The sequence below is a fragment of the Pseudomonas sp. OST1909 genome, from assembly GCF_015277575.1.
Taxonomy (GTDB): domain Bacteria; phylum Pseudomonadota; class Gammaproteobacteria; order Pseudomonadales; family Pseudomonadaceae; genus Aquipseudomonas; species Aquipseudomonas synxantha_A.
The window spans coordinates 1,291,979-1,309,074 of record NZ_CP063780.1 but is presented as its reverse complement, the minus strand read 5'-3'; the positions used below and the strand labels follow the sequence as shown (position 1 = coordinate 1,309,074).

Sequence of the window (17,096 nt, the reverse complement as noted above, 5' to 3'; positions counted from 1 at the left end):
AGGGTGGTTAATTACACGCCGCCAGCCGTGAGCTTTTCCGGGTCCAGCAGGACTTCCAGTTGGCTGCGCGGCAGGTCGGTGTGCTCAAGGGCGACCTCGATGACCGGGCGGCCTTGCTGGTAAGCCTTCTTGGCAATTTCAGCGGCCTTCTGGTAACCAATGATCGGGTTAAGGGCGGTGACCAGGATCGGGTTGCGCGACAGTGCTTCTTTGAGCTTGGCTTGGTTGACCTTGAAGCTGGCAATGGCCTTGTCCGCCAGCAAACGACTGGAGTTGGCCAGCAACTCGAGGCTGCTGAGCAGGTTCTGGGCGATGATCGGCAGCATCACGTTCAGCTCGAAGTTGCCCGATTGACCGGCAACTGTGATGACGGTGTCATTGCCGATGACCTGCGCGGCCACCATTGCCGTAGCTTCCGGGATCACAGGGTTGACCTTGCCGGGCATGATCGACGAGCCCGGCTGCAACCCCTCCAGCTCGATTTCACCGAGGCCGGCCAAGGGGCCGGAGTTCATCCAGCGCAGGTCGTTGGCAATCTTCATCAGCGATACAGCCGTGGCCTTCAACTGGCCTGAGACTGCGACGGCAGTGTCCTGGGAGCCAATCAATGCAAAGAGGTCCTTGCCGGGCGTGAACTTCACCCCGGTCAAATGGCTCAGTTGCTGGCTGAAACGCCCGGCAAATTCAGGATGCGCGTTGATCCCGGTGCCCACCGCTGTGCCGCCCTGGGCCAGTGCCTGCAAGGCCGGAAGCAGGTCCTGCAAGTGCCCGATATTGGCCTTGAGCTGCTGCGCCCAGCCATGGAGCACCTGGCTCATGCGCACCGGCATGGCGTCCATCAAGTGGGTACGGCCGGTCTTGATGAACGGATGCACCTCTTCGGCCTTCTGCTCGATCACCTGCACCAGGTGCAGCAGGGCTGGCAGCGTTTGCTCATGCAGTACCAAGGCGGCGCTGACGTGAATGGTGGTGGGGATAATGTCGTTGCTGCTTTGGCCGCAGTTGACGTGATCGTTAGGGTTGACCACCTCGCCAAGCAAACGGCTGGCAAGGGTCGCAATCACTTCATTGGCGTTCATGTTGGAGCTGGTGCCGGAACCGGTCTGGAAGATATCCACCGGGAAGTGCTGCATGTAGTCGCCTTCGAGCAAGCCTTGGGCGGCGTCGACAATGGCCTTGCCCTGCCCTTCGCTGATCTGCTTGAGGTCGACGTTGACCTTGGCCGCGGCTGTCTTGGCCAGGATCAGGGCGCGGATGAATTGCGCCGGCATACGCTGATGACTGATCGGGAAGTTGTTCACCGCTCGCTGGGTTTGCGCGCCATACAACGCGTTTTGCGGCACATGCAGCTCGCCCATGCTGTCGCGTTCGATACGGGTGTTACTCATCATTAGATCCTTGCACCAAGTCAGAAACGGAAATCGAAGGCAGTAATTCACAGGTAGCCAACTGCCAGGCAAAGGTCTGCCAGCGCTTGAGGCGGCAGGCACACTGGGAGAGCTTTTCCAGGTCGCGCAGCGGGCGCCACGCTTGATCCAGGCACATCGAACGCCAATGCCAGGGCAGCGCGATATCGCTGGCGGTGTCGATCAGCAGGCGGAATGAAGTTTCGGCGATCGTCCACGGATGGGTCGCGGTGCAGCAGGCCAGGTATCGACCTTCATTGAGGTAATGTTCGATCAGGCGAGGTTCATTGGGATCGAAGCCACAGCGAATCTGGCGGCTCATCCAGCGCCAGCTTTCCAGATACGGATCCTCATGCAGGACAGAACTCATGATCCACACTCATTCGGTAATGATATTTATTATTAAATGATATTGAGAATCAAAACAAGAGTGGCCGATTAATACCCCTGTGACATGGGCAATAAAAAAGGCGCGCCATCCTTGGGATGGCGCGCCTTTCCTTGAGTGCCGGAGAGGTTAGCTACCGGCGACCGTCATTCGCTCGATCAGCACAGACCCCGTGCGGATATTGCTGCGCAACTCCAGATCATTACCCACAGCGACAATCTGCTTGAACATATCGCGCATGTTGCCGGCGATCGTCACTTCCTGGACGGCGAATTGAATTTCGCCATTTTCCACCCAGAAACCTGCCGCGCCCCGTGAGTAATCACCTGTGACCATATTCAGGCCCTGGCCCATCAACTCAGTCACCAGCAAGCCGCGCCCCATGCGCCGCAGCAATGCAGCCTGGTCTTCGTCGCCATGGGTCACGAACAGGTTATGCACGCCACCGGAGTTGGCGGTACTCGGCAGGCCAAGCTTGCGACCGGCATAGGTACCCAACACATAGGAGACCAGCTCACCATTTTCGACAAACGGCTTGGCATAGGTCGCCAGGCCATCACCGTCGAACGACGAACTGCCCATCGCACGCATCAAATGCGGGCGCTCATCGATGGTCAGCCACTCAGGAAACAGCTTTTGGCCGATTGCGCCTTCAAGGAATGACGATTTGCGATAGAGGTTGCCACCGGAAATCGCCCCCAAAAAGCTACCGAACAAACCACCGGCCAGTTCCGCAGAAAACAGCACCGGCACTTCGCACGTCGGCACCGGGCGCGCGCCCAGGCGACTGGCGGCACGCTGTGCAGCCCGTTGGCCAATGCTGACGGGGCCTGCCAGCAAATCACCCTGGCGGTTCACGTCGTACCAGTAGTCACGCTGCATCTGGCCGTTGGCTTCGGCGATCATCACGCAACTGAGGCTGTGACGCGTGGACGCATAACCGCCGATGAAACCATGGCTGTTGCCGTACACACGGCAGCCCTGGTGAGTGCTCAGCGTGGTGCCATCAGCATTCTTGATCCGAGGGTCGGTATCGAAGGCCGCCGCTTCGCAGATCAGCGCTTGTTCAATGGCTTGCTCCGGGGTGATGTCCCAGGCGTGGAACAGGTCGAAATCCTGCACGTCCCTGGCCATCAGCGCCTTGTCGGCCAGCCCCGAGCTTTCATCCTCGGAGGTGTGCTTGGCAATCGCCAACGCAGCGGCGACGGTCTCGCGAATCGCTTCCGGGCCGCTGGCCGAGGTGCTGGCCGAGCCTTTGCGCTGGCCTGCGTACAAGGTGATGCCAAACCCCTGGTCGCGGTTGAACTCGACCGTTTCCACTTCCCGCTGGCGCACCGAAGTCGACAGCCCCTGCTCCAGCGACACCGCCACTTCACAGGCGCTGGCCCCCTGGCGCTTGGCCTCGGCGAGGATCTGCTCGACTTGTTCCTGCAGTGCCGGTAACGCTTGCGGACCGACGCTTTGGGCTGCACTCATGGTTTTCTCCACTCAAATTCTGCTTTCGGTTAAGGCCATCGAGCGACCGGGCCGGACAAGCGGCCCCCGACTGGTTATCATGGCGGCGTTTCTTTGCGGACTGCCACCATGGTTGATTCTTACGACGACTCCCTCGATGGGGAGAAAAGCAAAACCCAGGTCAAACGCGAGCTGCATGCTCTGGTTGACCTCGGCGAGCGCCTTACAACGCTCAAAAAGGATTTGATTGCCAAACTGCCATTGACCGACGAAATGCGCCGGGCCCTGGCTGATGCGCCCAAGCACACCGCGAATATCGCGCGCAAACGGCACATCTCGTTTATCGGCAAACTGATGCGCGATCAGGACATTGACGCCATTCTGACCTTGCTTGATCAAACCGATGCCTCCACTCGCCAGTACAACGAACGCTTCCATAACCTGGAACGTTGGCGTGACCGCCTGATCGCGGGCGATGACGCCGTGCTGGAGAAATTCGTGATGGACTACCCGGATGCGGACCGCCAGCAATTGCGCTCCCTGATCCGTCAGGCCCAGCACGAGCAGGCGCACAACAAAGCGCCGGCCACCAGCCGTAAAATCTTCAAGTACATCCGTGAGCTGGACGAGACTCAACGCGGCCTGCGCTGATCCTCTTCCCCGGGTGGCGGCCTTCGCCACCCGAAGCTCCGTCCTTACGACCCCGTGCCACCCACGGTGATCGCATCAATTTTCAGGGTTGGCTGCCCCACGCCTACCGGCACTGACTGCCCATCCTTCCCGCATGTGCCCACGCCGCTGTCCAGCGACAGGTCGTTACCGACCATCGAAACCTTGCTCATGGCCTCCGGCCCGTTACCAATCAAGGTCGCCCCTTTGACCGGCGCGGTAATCTTGCCGTCTTCGATCAGGTACGCCTCGCTGGTGGAGAACACGAACTTGCCGCTGGTGATGTCGACCTGGCCACCGCCCAGATTGGCGCAATAGATGCCGCGTTTCACCGAGGCGATGATTTCCGCCGGATCGCTTTCGCCACCGAGCATGTAGGTATTGGTCATGCGTGGCATCGGCAAATGCGCGTAGGACTCACGACGGCCGTTACCGGTGCGCGCCACGCCCATCAGGCGAGCGTTGAGCTTGTCTTGCATATAGCCCTTGAGCACGCCGTTTTCGATCAGGGTGGTGCATTCGGTCGGTGTGCCTTCGTCATCGACGCTCAGCGAACCACGGCGCCCGGCCAGCGTGCCGTCGTCCACGATGGTGCAGAGCTTGGACGCAACCATCTCACCCATTCGCCCGCTGTAGGCCGAACTGCCCTTGCGGTTGAAGTCGCCTTCCAGCCCGTGGCCGACGGCTTCGTGGAGCAACACGCCAGACCAACCCGAGCCCAGCACCACCGGCAAGGTGCCGGCCGGTGCAGGGATGGCTTCGAGGTTGACCAATGCCTGACGCAGCGCCTCACGGGCATAGCCCATGGCACGGTCGTCAGCAAGGAAGTAACGGTAGTCGGTGCGCCCGCCGCCGCCATGGCCACCGCGCTCGCGGCGACCGTTCTGTTCAACGATCACACTCACATTGAAACGCACCAGCGGCCGTACATCCGCCGCCAGCCCGCCGTCGGTGGAGGCAACGAGGATGCGCTCCCACACACCGGCCATGCTTACGGTTACCTGCTGGATACGCGGGTCCAGGGCACGGGTAGCCGCGTCCACACGCTTGAGCAGCTCGACCTTTTCCGCACGGCTGATCACTTCCAACGGGTTATCCGGCGCATACAACTGCGCTACATCCTGGGTGCTGAACGCCTGTACCGTGCCATTTTGCCCGGCACGGGAGATCGAGCGTGCCGCACGCGCCGCCAGGCCCAGGGCTTCAAGAGTGATTGCATTGCTGTAGGCAAAGCCGGTTTTTTCACCCGATTGCGCACGCACGCCAACGCCCTGATCAAGGTTGAAACTGCCTTCCTTGACGATGCCATCTTCCAGGGCCCAGGACTCGGAAATCTGTCCCTGGAAATACAGGTCGGCCGCATCGATACCTGGCCCGGCCAGGTCGCCCAGCACGGTCTGCAGACTTTCGATGGTCACGCCACCGGGCGCCAGGAGGTGTTCACTGACTGAGGACAACAACTCGCTCATAGGTTTGGCCTTAAATTCATCGTTCTGAAGCAGGCCGCTGCGCGCCCTGCGAGAAAAAGCGCCGGTGGTTCGCCACCGGCATGCGCGTCCGTATCGACGCTTGTTCACCGCTATCGCGTTCGGCCAGTAGCACCGCTTCGCCTTGATCCTGTTGCGCCAGCACCCGACCCCAAGGGTCGATGATCGCCGCGTGGCCAAAGGTTTCACGTGGGCCTGGGTGCACACCGCCTTGGGCCGCTGCCAGCAGGTAGCACTGGGTTTCAATGGCCCGCGCCCGAATCAGCACATCCCAATGGGCGGCCCCAGTCACCGCCGTAAAGGCCGAGGGCGCGGTAATCAATTCAGCCCCCGCAGCGCGTAATTCGCTGTACAGCTCGGGAAAGCGCAAGTCATAGCACACCGTCAGCCCCACGCGGCCCACTGGCGTATCCGCCACCACTACATTGCTTCCAAAAGCATAGTCGTCGGATTCGCGGTAGCGACCGCGAGCATCCGCTACGTCCACATCAAACAAGTGGAGCTTGTCATAGCGAGCGACGATTTCACCCTGATCATTGATCAGCAGCGAGCAAGCGTTGGCCTTGGCGTGGGGTTGGTCCCTGGGCGGCAGCGGCAACGTGCCGGCCACTATCCATAAGGTGAGGTCGCGGGCGGCCTGTTTCAACCATGGCAGGATCGGGCCTTCACCCAATGCTTCGGCGCGGCCAATGTCGGCCACGTCACGGCGTCCCATGGCGGCGAAGTTCTCCGGCAAAACCGCGAGTTTCGCGCCGTTTGCCGCCGCCTGCTCCAGCAGGCGGCGTGCCTGGGCGAGGTTGGCCAGCACGTCACTCTGGCTGACCATTTGGATTACTGCAAAGGACATGGGCCGACACTCCAGACAAGGCATGGGGCCATGCTACTCCACAGGCTCTCAGTTTGGCTTTTCAAATGGCTTGTCGAAGGTGATTTTCGGATCCTTCCAAGGGCCTTGCACCTTGTACTGCACACTGGCAAAGCGCGAAACCCGATCACCGATCAGCTTGTCGATCAGGAACAACGCACCACCGATGGCCGGCGCACCGACAATCAGCGCCGCGATAGGCAGGTTGTTGGTCACCGGCAACGTGACCAGCAGCTTGGCGTCGACGCGATCGGCGACCAGATCCAGGGTGCCGTTAAGCTCAAGATTGGTCGAGGGTCCGGTCATGGTGATGGGCTCACGGGTCACGAACACACCATTACTGGCGGCCAGCAAGCCCTTGACTCGGTCATAGCTCAAGCCTTTGCCAAACAGGTCGGAAAAGTCCAAACGCAAACGCCGGCCAATGGAGTTGAAGTTAAGCAGGCCAAACACCCGCAATGCCTGGGCGCCCCCTTCCACTTCAACGAACTGACCTTTACGGAATGCCGCATCCAGGCTACCGGAAAAGCGCTTGGGCCCAACCCAGGCCGGTGAGCCCGGCCAACGGCCATCCACGTCCAGATGGAAATCCTCACTGGTCACCGTAGGCGCAAAACCCCAGCCCTTGAGCACATCGGCGATATTTCTGCCATCGAGGCGGCCCTTGTACCAACTGCTGCTGGCGCCCGGCGCGCCTTCCCAGCCACCGGCGCCCTTGAGCAGCATCCCCTTGAGGCCCAGGTCCAGGTTATTGAAGGCCAGGCCCTTGGTGGTCGGACGAATCCGCAGCGACCATGCCCCTATCAGATCGGGGCCCTGGAACAGCTGGTCAATGGCGATGTCCAGTGCCGGGATGCTTTTGGGGTCGATATCGGCCAGCGGGTCCGGTGCGTTTTCGTCGGCCTGCGCTGTCGGGTCCACCGCGGGCAATTTGACGTACTTGAGGTTGATCGCAATCGGCGCGCCCTTGGCATCGGGCAGGTTCACCGTGCCCTTGGCTTGCTGGCTGTCGAGTTGCAGGCCCCAGGCAGCCGGCTTGCGATCAAGCTGCAACTTGACCTGGTCAAACCGGGTACCAAACCCGGTCAGCTTGCCTACCCTGAAGTCGGCGCTACTGAGCAGTTGCTTGGCATTGCCACCTGGGTCGTTAACCGCGTAGCGGTCCACGAGTTTTTTCCAGGGATCGATATCCAGTTCCGACAGCACGCCACGAATGCGCAAGCCCTTGGCCCCGGGCAACAGCGCGTCACCGTCGCCGAGGAACAATTCGCCACGGCCGTTATTGAAGTTGTCCGGCGGCGCCGCAAAGGTGAAATTCGCCAGCTCGCCGTAATCAAACCAGTAACGTCGCTCAGCGCCCTGCAACGTCATGCGAAAGGTGCTGTCACGTCCCTGGCTGGCCGGCATGCCGAACGGCGCCGGCAGATCCACCGCAACACCCTTGAGGTTGGAGTTGACCATCAACTGACTGTCCGCACCGTCCAGAATAACCTGCAACTGGTAAGGAATATCGCCGGATACCGGCAACGGCTGACTGACGTTCAGCCAATCCGTCAGGCGCTTGACCGCCACCTGGCCCTTGGCAGTCACGCGGGTGCTGATATTGCCCGGCTTGCCCTCGGCGAAGATCTGCGCAGTGACAGGTTGCTCGAATGCCCGGGCCGAGATGTTCTGACCGCTCAGGCCCTTGGCGCTATCGAAGCGAAAATCACCCTTGAGCTGGGTGAGGTCCAAGGGCGGCTCAGCCAATTGCAGGCGTGCCTTGTCGGTCTTGAAGTCCACCACGATCTTGGGCTCGGTGCCCTTGGCCAGGGGAACGTCGAGGTCCAGGCTACCTTGCAGGTCACCCTCGCCTTTCCAGCCGGCGAACGTGGACGCGGTACCGATGGGCGCTTCCTGAAGAATTTTCAGGCCATCACCCAAGCCACCGGAAAACCCGCCGGTGAGCAACAGATGACTGTCCTTGCCGGCCGGTGCGTGGGGAATATTGACGTACACATCCTTGACCCGGGTGTCGAGCAACTGCCCCTTGCTCGCCAGGATGCGCACGCCGCTTTCCTCGACGAACACTTCACCATTGACCTTGTTCACATGGGGCCAACCCGGCTGGAAGGCCAGTTCGGCATCATGCACCTTGAAGAACAGGCTGATATTGCGCGACGCAGGCAGGGCGTTGTGGCTCAGCGACCCCTGGTACTGGAAGAAGCCTTCATCCACTGCACCTTTGAGAATCGCCGTACGCAGCCACTCATCCAGCGCCGGGCTCAACACGGCTGGCAAGTATTTGGGGGTAAAACGGCCATCGCCATCGACCATGCCGACCCGCAGGTCCATGTAGTCTTCCTGGCTATGATCAAAATGCAGGCGAATCAGAAAGTCCGCCGCGACCTTGCCCTCTTCGCCCAGCACCTTGATGTACGGAGCGATCAGGGTGAAACCCTGTTTGTCGAGTTTCCAGGTCAGGCGTGCATTGGCCTGGATGTACTGCCAGGGCTTGGCGAAGATGGGGAACAGATGCAGGGAAAAATCCTTGCTGTCCATGCGCAGTTCGCCATGGCCCAGGTCGCCACTGATGCTGCCGGACACATTACGCGCGGCCGGCGCACCGAAATACGCGTCGAAACCGACGCGCTCAAGGTTCGCGGCAAAACTGACTTTCTGGTCGGTGGTGTCCTGAGGGCGGAAATCCACCAGCACATTACGCAACAAGCCAGTGGCCTTGAGATGCTCGACAGTCTTGGCGAAACCTTCGGGCAAGGGCGCCAAGGCATTGAGCAGCGGCGTGATCGGCGTCAGGTCAAGACGATCGGCCTGCAACTTCCACACTTCCTGTTCTTTATCGGTCGCAAGGCTTTGCTGCAATTGAATGCGCGACTCCCAGCGGGTGTCGCCAATGTTCATTGCCAGCGAATCGAACAGCACTTCAAGGCCCCTGTCACTGCGTTGCAGGTAGGCCGTCAGCGCCAGATTCTCCAGATGCACGGGCTTGCGGTCGGCGTAGCTGCCCTTCACTTGCGGCGAGTTGAGGCGAACCGCAGCGCTTTGCACGGTGCCTTTGGCCCAACTGAGCCAAAACTCACCGCCGGCCTTGAACTGCGTGAGTTTCCATTGCTGGGTCAGCCGGGCGGGAATCCATTTGGCCCAGTCGCTTTGCGGCAGGCTCAGGTAGCCGTCGATCTCTGCGTCCTTCCACTGGCTGGCGCGAATACGGCTACGCAGGCTGACAGCAAGCGGCTGGCCATCGGGCAAGGTCAGCCGTGCATCCAGACGCTGATGGCTCATGCCGGTATGCAGGCTCAGGCCTACATAGGTCACGGTCACCGGCGCCTGATCGAAGGGTTGCAAGGTAACTTGACTGTCCAGCACCGACACGCGCTTGATCATTTGCATGCGCGTCAGCAACTGTTGCGGGTCCAGCGGCTGGTCGTCCTGAACCGGCAAGCCTTGCAGCGTCCAGCGGCCGTCCTTGTCTTCCTTGACGCTCAGTTGCAGGCCGCTGACTTGAAGGTGGGCGATGCGCACTTCACGGGCCAACAGGCTGGCCCATATATCCGGTACCACTTCCACCTGGTCCAGGCGCAGGGCACTGCTGCCCTCGCCGACCATCACATCGTGGGCCAGCAATACCGGGGCAAACCCGCTCCAGCGGCCTTCAAGGCTGCCGATATGCAGCGGTGTATCCACTGCAGCCTGGGCCTTGGCTTCGATTTCGGCGCGATATTCGGCGACCAATGGGGTCAATTCACGCCCCAGGCTTACGTACACCGCCGCCAATACCAGCAGCAACGCACACAGGCCCAAGCCCCAGCGGGTCAAAGCGGCAAAAAAGCGTATCAGACGCTCCATGTCAGGCGACCCTCAAAAAACAGTTGGCGGACGGCGGATCAAGGTCCGCCGGTCTCGAATAAGGCAAGCAATTGGGGATCAGAGCAGCACCACGTCGTATTGTTCCTGGGAATACATGGTTTCGACCTGGAAGCGAATCGTGCGACCGATAAAGCTCTCAAGCTCCGCGACGTTCCCCGACTCTTCGTCCAGCAGGCGATCGACCACTTTCTGGTTGGCAAGCACTCTATAACCCTCGGCCTGATAGGCACGTGCCTCACGCAGGATTTCGCGGAAAATTTCGTAGCAAACGGTTTCCGGGGTTTTCAATTTACCCCGCCCCTGGCAACTGCTGCACGGCTCGCACAGCACCTGCTCAAGGCTTTCGCGGGTACGCTTGCGGGTCATCTGCACCAGGCCCAGCTCGGTGATGCCGATGATGTTGGTCTTGGCGTGATCGCGCTCCAGCTGCTTTTCGAGGGTGCGCAATACCTGGCGCTGGTGCTCCTCATCTTCCATGTCGATGAAGTCGATGATGATGATGCCACCGAGGTTGCGCAGGCGCAGTTGGCGAGCGATCGCCGTGGCGGCTTCCAGGTTGGTCTTGAAGATGGTCTCTTCGAGGTTGCGATGGCCCACGAATGCGCCGGTGTTGACGTCGATGGTGGTCATGGCTTCGGCCGGGTCCACCACCAGGTAGCCGCCGGATTTGAGCGGCACCTTGCGCTCCAGGGCTTTCTGGATTTCGTCTTCAACGCCATACAGGTCGAAGATCGGCCGCTCGCCGGGGTAGTGCTCCAGGCGGTCGGCAATTTCCGGCATCAGCTCGGCAACAAATTGCGTGGTGCGCTGGAAGGTTTCCCGCGAGTCGATACGGATTTTCTCAATTTTCGGGCTGACCAGGTCACGCAGCGTACGCAGCGCCAGGCCCAGGTCTTCATAGATGACGCTGGGCGCGCCAATGGTTTTGATCTGTGCGTCGATCTGGTCCCACAGGCGCCGCAGGTAGCGGATATCCATAAGGATCTCATCAGCGCCTGCGCCTTCGGCGGCGGTACGCAGGATAAACCCGCCCGCTTCCTTGATGCCCTCGGCAGCCACGCAGTCGCTGACCACCTTTTTCAGGCGTTCACGCTCGGCTTCGTCTTCAATCTTCAGGGAAATGCCGACATGGGCCGTGCGCGGCATGTACACCAGGTAGCGCGAGGGAATCGACAACTGGGTGGTCAAGCGTGCGCCCTTGGAGCCGATAGGGTCCTTGGTGACTTGCACCACCAGACTCTGCCCTTCATGCACCAGGGCGCTGATGCTTTCCACCGCAGGGCCTTCGCGCAGGGAAATTTCCGACGCATGAATGAATGCTGCACGGTCCAGACCGATGTCGACAAATGCTGCCTGCATACCTGGCAGTACGCGCACCACCTTGCCTTTATAGATATTGCCGACGATCCCACGCTTCTGGGTGCGCTCGACATGCACTTCTTGCAGAACACCGTTCTCTACCACCGCCACGCGCGATTCCATCGGCGTGATATTGATCAGAATCTCTTCACTCATGGCTGGGTCTCGTTCAGGCGTTTTCACAATAGTGACCGATCGCTCAAGGCTTGGCGCTGGAATACGGCGTTCAGCGCACGGTAAGGTTTTGCCAACAGGGTATGCCGAATTGGGCGAGCAGTTGCGCGGTTTCGCACACGGGCAGGCCAACCACCGCAGAATAACTGCCATTGAGGCCGGCAACGAACACCGAACCCAGGCCCTGGATAGCATAGCCGCCGGCCTTGTCCTGCGGTTCGCCACTGTGCCAGTAGGTTGTAGCCTCTTCGACAGAAACCTGGCGAAAACGTACAAGACTGCTTACATATCGAGTTTCGCAGCGCTGGCCGTCGGTGAGGGCAATCGCGGTGAGCACTTCATGCTCGCGGCCCGAAAGGGCCATCAGCATTGCCAGCGCGTCGGCCTGGTCCACCGGTTTGCCCAGGATCTGGCCGTCAATAATCACCGCCGTATCGGCGCCCAGGACACAGGCGCCGGAGGTTTGGCCAAGCGCAATAAAACCCGCCGTTGCCTTACCGCGCGCAAGGCGCTCGACATAGGCAACGGCGGGTTCGTTGGCATGAGGGGTTTCATCAATAGCGGCGCTGACTACGGTGAAGGGCACACCGATCTGGGTCAGCAGCTCACGTCGCCGCGGGGAACCCGAGGCCAGATAAAGCGAAATCATTGCAGCCTCTCCCTGTTGGGTTCGATAACCAGGCAGAGCCTCGCAACCATTCAATTGATTTTATAGCGACGACGCAGCCCACGCAGGCCAAAACTGATCCAGGGCCACAGCAGTGCACTGACCAGGGCCGGCAAGACCAGCGCCAGCGTAGGCTGACGGTTGCCGGTCAAGGCGCTCAGCCACAGTTGTACCAGCTGCGCCAGACCGAAGATCACCAGGATCACCAGGCACTGCTGCCACATAGGGAACATGCGCAGGCGCTGTTGCAACGACAGCACAAGGAAAGTGATCAGGGTCAGGATCAACGCATTCTGGCCCAGCAAGGTGCCATAGAGCACATCCTCCGCCAAGCCCAGGCACATCGCCGTGACCATGCCCACCTTGTGCGGCAGGTTCAAAGACCAGAACGCCAGCAGCAAGGCCAGCCAGAGCGGGCGCAGGATTTCCATGAATTGCGGCAGCGGCGAAACGCTGAGCAGCAAGCCAATAGCGAAAGTCAGCCAGACGATCCAGCCATTGCGCGAATGAGTACCGGCCATTATTCCTCCCTCTGCCGTGTGGTGGCTGGAGCGGTTGTCGCAGGCCTTGCAGGCGCGGTGGTCGCCGCCGGTTTAGCCGGGCGAGCACTCTGTGCAGCAGGCTTGGCTGGTGTGGCGACAGGCGCTGCGGTTGCCGGAACGGCCGGCGCAGGCGCTGGTGGCCCGACGAAAGCCGGTTTGGGCACAGTGGCGGGGACGACCGGCGTGGTGCCGTTCTGCTTGTCTTCGGCTTCCTGGGCCTGGGCGGCGTCGTTGGCGCGCTCTTCCGGGGTTCGATTGTCGCTGAACACCAGCAGCAGGTAACGGCTGCGGTTGAGGGCAGCCGTCGGCACCGCCCGCACGATAGCGAATGGTTGGCCAGAATCGTGGATCACTTCCTTGACCGTCGCCACCGGGTAGCCGGCCGGGAAGCGCTGGCCCAGGCCGGAGCTGACCAGCAGGTCGCCTTCCTTGATATCCGCAGTGTCGGCAACATGGCGCAGTTCGAGGCGTTCGGGGTTGCCAGTACCGCTGGCAATCGCGCGCAAGCCGTTGCGGTTGACCTGCACCGGAATGCTGTGGGTCGTGTCCGTCAGCAGCAGGACGCGGGAGGTGTAGGGCATCAACTCCACCACCTGGCCCATCAGGCCACGGGCATCAAGCACCGGCTGGCCGAGGACCACACCGTCGCGCTCCCCCTTATTGATGATGATGCGATGAGTGAACGGGTTGGGATCCATGCCGATCAGCTCGGCGACTTCAACCTTTTCATTGACCAACGCGGAAGAATTGAGCAACTCGCGCAGCCGAACGTTCTGCTCGGTGAGGGCCGCCAGCTTTTGCATGCGCCCCTGCAACAGCAGGTTTTCAGTCTTGAGTTTTTCGTTCTCGGCGATCAGCTCGGTGCGGCTGCCAAATTGGCTGGCCACGCCCTGGTAGAGACGTTGTGGCAGATCGGTGATCCAGTAGGTCTGCATCAACACCAGCGACATCTGGCTACGCACGGGCTTGAGCAGTGCAAAGCGGGCATCGACCACCATCAGCGCGACCGAAAGCACGGTCAGCACCAATAAGCGCACGCCCAATGAGGGGCCTTTGGCGAAAAGCGGTTTAATAAGCCGCTCCTCCCAGGCAAATGTTCTCTTTATTCATACGGCATCAAACCGGCCTGGATGCAGATTGAAGAAGATAAACGCCAACAGGCAGCACTGCAAAGTGCTGCCTGCCGACCAAGCATGAACCATCCAGGCAATCTTATTCGCTGGAGAGCAGGTCCATGGTGTGTTTATCCATCATTTCCAGCGCACGACCACCACCACGAGCAACGCAGGTCAGCGGGTCTTCGGCGACGATCACCGGCAGACCGGTTTCCTGGGCCAGCAGCTTGTCGAGGTCGCGCAGCAAGGCGCCACCACCGGTCAGCACCAGGCCACGCTCGGCGATATCGGAAGCCAGCTCCGGCGGCGACTGCTCCAGGGCACTCTTCACGGCCTGAACGATGGTGGCCAGGGACTCTTGCAGAGCTTCCAGCACTTCATTGGAATTCAGGGTGAAGGCACGTGGAACGCCTTCGGCCAGGTTGCGACCGCGAACATCGACTTCGCGAACTTCGCCGCCCGGGTAGGCGGTGCCGATTTCCTGCTTGATGCGCTCGGCGGTGGATTCGCCGATCAGGCTGCCGTAGTTGCGACGTACATAGGTGATGATCGCTTCGTCGAAACGGTCGCCACCCACACGCACGGATTCGGCATACACCACACCGTTCAGGGAAATCAGGGCGATTTCGGTAGTACCACCACCGATATCCACCACCATCGAGCCGCGGGCTTCTTCAACCGGCAGGCCGGCACCGATCGCAGCCGCCATCGGCTCTTCGATCAGGAACACTTCGCGGGCACCGGCGCCAAGGGCCGACTCACGGATGGCACGACGCTCAACCTGGGTGGACTTGCACGGAACGCAGATCAGCACACGAGGGCTGGGCTGCAGAAAACTGTTTTCGTGAACCTTGTTGATGAAGTACTGCAGCATCTTCTCGCAGACGCTGAAATCGGCGATCACGCCATCCTTCATCGGACGAATGGCAGCAATGTTGCCTGGTGTACGGCCGAGCATACGCTTGGCCTCGGTGCCAACGGCAACGACACTTTTCTGATTACCATGGGTCCGAATGGCCACAACCGATGGCTCATTCAGAACGATACCGCGCTCGCGCACGTAAATAAGGGTGTTGGCAGTGCCCAGGTCAATGGAAAGATCGCTGGAAAACATGCCACGCAGTTTCTTGAACATGGGAAAGGGACCCTAGGCAACGCGTGGGTAAAAAAGTGCGGCAAACTCTAACAACGACAGGGATTTTGGGCAAGGCGCCAATGTGCTAAATTGGCCGACTTTCTGTGCACCAACCCCCACAATCGCGGCCATATGACCGTAGAAATGCGGTAGTGTTCCGACAATCTAACACACGGACGCCTTCCGTTCTGTTTTCCACTGGAGAATCCCATGGCGCTTGAACGCTCCGACGTGGAAAAAATCGCGCATCTGGCCTCGCTTGGCCTCAATGACGCCGATCTTCCACAGACCACCGCAGCCCTGAACAGCATTCTCGGGCTGGTTGACCAAATGCAGGCTGTCGATACCGACGGCATCGAGCCCCTGGCTCACCCGCTGGAAGCCAGTCAGCGCCTGCGCGCAGACGTCGTGACCGAGCGCAATAACCGCGAGGCCTACCAGTCCATCGCGCCAGCGGTCGAAAACGGCCTGTACCTGGTTCCGAAAGTCATCGACTAAAGGGAAAGAGCCTTTCATGCATCACATGACTCTGGCCGAGATCGCCCGCGGTCTCGCCGACAAAACGTTTTCCAGCGAAGAGCTGACCAAGACCCTGCTTGCGCGTATCGCCGAGCACGACCCCAAGGTCAACAGCTTCATCAGCCTCACCCAAGAGCTGGCCCTGAGCCAGGCCAAGGCCGCCGACGCACGTCGCGCCAACGGTGAAAACAACCCTCTGCTGGGCGCCCCCATCGCCCACAAGGACCTGTTCTGCACCCAGGGCATTCGCACCAGCTGCGGCTCGAAGATGCTCGACAACTTCAAGGCGCCCTATGACGCCACCGTGGTCTCCAAGCTGGCCGCCGCCGGGGCTGTGACCCTGGGCAAGACCAACATGGACGAATTCGCCATGGGTTCGGCCAACGAATCGAGCTACTACGGCGCGGTGAAAAACCCGTGGAACCTTGAGCACGTGCCCGGTGGTTCGTCCGGTGGCTCGGCTGCGGCCGTGGCCGCACGCTTCCTGCCCGCCGCTACGGCGACCGACACCGGTGGTTCGATCCGCCAGCCGGCCGCGTTCACCAATCTCACCGGCCTGAAGCCGACCTACGGTCGCGTTTCCCGCTGGGGCATGATCGCCTACGCCTCAAGCCTGGATCAGGGCGGCCCTCTGGCACGCACCGCCGAAGACTGTGCAATATTGTTACAAGGCATGGCAGGCTTCGATAAACAGGACTCCACCAGCATCGATGAGCCCGTGCCGGACTACAGCGCCAGCCTGAATACCTCGCTCAAGGGCCTGCGCATCGGCGTGCCGAAAGAGTATTTCAGCGCCGGCCTCGACCCGCGTATCGCCGAACTGGTGCAAAACAGCATCAAAGAGCTGGAAAAGCTGGGCGCCGTGATCAAGGAAATCAGCCTGCCGAACAACCAGCACGCGATTCCCGCCTACTACGTGATCGCGCCGGCAGAGGCGTCTTCCAACCTGTCGCGCTTCGACGGCGTGCGCTTCGGCTATCGCTGCGAGAACCCGAAAGACCTCACCGACCTGTACAAACGCTCCCGTGGCGAAGGCTTCGGCAGTGAAGTCCAGCGCCGGATCATGGTCGGCGCCTATGCCCTGTCCGCCGGCTACTACGACGCGTACTACCTCAAGGCGCAGAAAATCCGTCGCCTGATCAAGAACGATTTCATGGCCGCCTTCGAAGAAGTCGACGTGATCCTCGGCCCGACCACGCCGAACCCGGCCTGGAAGATCGGCGCCAAGACCGGCGACCCGATCGCCGAGTACCTGGAAGACCTCTACACCATTACCGCCAACCTCGCGGGCCTGCCGGGCTTGTCCATGCCTGCCGGTTTCGTCGACGGCTTGCCGGTTGGCGTGCAATTGCTCGCCCCGTATTTCCAGGAAGGCCGCCTGCTCAATGTGGCGCACCAGTACCAGTTGCACACCGACTGGCACACCCGCACCCCTACCGGCTTCTGAG

The 17,096-nt window shown here is 60.7% G+C and carries 14 protein-coding genes; 3 read left to right on the top strand and 11 right to left on the bottom strand.

Going from position 1 to position 17,096, the window contains the following annotated elements; translation table 11 throughout:
• Positions 1-11 precede the first annotated feature (11 nt).
• The 3 genes from IH404_RS05740 to pmbA all read right to left on the bottom strand — a co-directional run bounded on the left by IH404_RS05740 (position 12) and on the right by pmbA (position 3,270).
• Positions 12-1,388, bottom strand: a complete 1,377-nt coding sequence (locus IH404_RS05740) for a class II fumarate hydratase (RefSeq protein WP_194440133.1) — start codon at positions 1,386-1,388, stop codon at positions 12-14.
• A complete protein-coding gene (locus tag IH404_RS05735) occupies positions 1,381-1,776 on the bottom strand; it encodes a hypothetical protein (RefSeq protein ID WP_005784820.1) in 396 nt (131 codons plus the stop codon). The genes IH404_RS05740 and IH404_RS05735 overlap by 8 nt, the downstream gene beginning before the upstream one ends.
• Before the next feature lie 147 nt (positions 1,777-1,923).
• Positions 1,924-3,270: a metalloprotease PmbA gene (gene pmbA, locus IH404_RS05730; protein WP_194440132.1), complete on the bottom strand. Its 1,347-nt coding sequence runs from the start codon at positions 3,268-3,270 to the stop codon at positions 1,924-1,926.
• A gap of 108 nt (positions 3,271-3,378) precedes the next feature.
• On the opposite strand from pmbA, the gene yjgA reads away from it, so the two are divergent.
• Complete coding sequence (gene yjgA / locus IH404_RS05725; protein WP_005784816.1) at positions 3,379-3,900, top strand: ribosome biogenesis factor YjgA; 522 nt, start codon at positions 3,379-3,381, stop codon at positions 3,898-3,900.
• Positions 3,901-3,944: 44 nt separating this feature from the next.
• Here the strand turns inward: yjgA and tldD are convergent, their stop codons facing one another.
• From tldD to mreB, 8 genes are all read right to left on the bottom strand, one after another.
• Positions 3,945-5,387, bottom strand: a complete 1,443-nt coding sequence (gene tldD, locus IH404_RS05720; RefSeq protein WP_005784814.1) for a metalloprotease TldD — start codon at positions 5,385-5,387, stop codon at positions 3,945-3,947.
• 16 nt (positions 5,388-5,403) lie between these two features.
• Positions 5,404-6,252 (bottom strand): carbon-nitrogen hydrolase family protein, encoded by an 849-nt coding sequence (locus IH404_RS05715; RefSeq protein WP_005784812.1) that lies wholly within the window; start codon positions 6,250-6,252, stop codon positions 5,404-5,406.
• A gap of 48 nt (positions 6,253-6,300) precedes the next feature.
• On the bottom strand, positions 6,301-10,116 hold the full coding sequence (locus IH404_RS05710) for a YhdP family protein (RefSeq protein ID WP_194440131.1): 3,816 nt from the start codon (positions 10,114-10,116) through the stop codon (positions 6,301-6,303).
• A gap of 78 nt (positions 10,117-10,194) precedes the next feature.
• A complete protein-coding gene (gene rng / locus IH404_RS05705; protein ID WP_003188562.1) occupies positions 10,195-11,652 on the bottom strand; it encodes a ribonuclease G in 1,458 nt (485 codons plus the stop codon).
• Positions 11,653-11,722: 70 nt separating this feature from the next.
• Positions 11,723-12,319, bottom strand: coding sequence for a Maf family protein (locus IH404_RS05700; protein ID WP_194440130.1), 597 nt, complete (start codon positions 12,317-12,319; stop codon positions 11,723-11,725).
• A gap of 50 nt (positions 12,320-12,369) precedes the next feature.
• Positions 12,370-12,858 (bottom strand): rod shape-determining protein MreD, encoded by a 489-nt coding sequence (gene mreD, locus IH404_RS05695; protein ID WP_003188558.1) that lies wholly within the window; start codon positions 12,856-12,858, stop codon positions 12,370-12,372.
• The gene (mreC, locus tag IH404_RS05690) at positions 12,858-13,952 is read right to left on the bottom strand and encodes a rod shape-determining protein MreC (protein WP_194440651.1); all 1,095 of its coding nucleotides are present in this window, start codon (positions 13,950-13,952) and stop codon (positions 12,858-12,860) included. The genes mreD and mreC overlap by 1 nt, the downstream gene beginning before the upstream one ends.
• A 139-nt stretch (positions 13,953-14,091) precedes the next feature.
• Positions 14,092-15,129: a rod shape-determining protein MreB gene (gene mreB, locus IH404_RS05685; RefSeq protein ID WP_002555108.1), complete on the bottom strand. Its 1,038-nt coding sequence runs from the start codon at positions 15,127-15,129 to the stop codon at positions 14,092-14,094.
• A 210-nt stretch (positions 15,130-15,339) separates the two neighbouring features.
• Here mreB and gatC point away from each other — a divergent pair, with 210 nt between their 5' ends.
• A complete protein-coding gene (gene gatC, locus IH404_RS05680; protein WP_005784804.1) occupies positions 15,340-15,627 on the top strand; it encodes an Asp-tRNA(Asn)/Glu-tRNA(Gln) amidotransferase subunit GatC in 288 nt (95 codons plus the stop codon).
• A 16-nt stretch (positions 15,628-15,643) separates the two neighbouring features.
• Positions 15,644-17,095 (top strand): Asp-tRNA(Asn)/Glu-tRNA(Gln) amidotransferase subunit GatA, encoded by a 1,452-nt coding sequence (gene gatA / locus IH404_RS05675; protein ID WP_194440129.1) that lies wholly within the window; start codon positions 15,644-15,646, stop codon positions 17,093-17,095.
• Position 17,096: the final 1 nt, after the last annotated feature.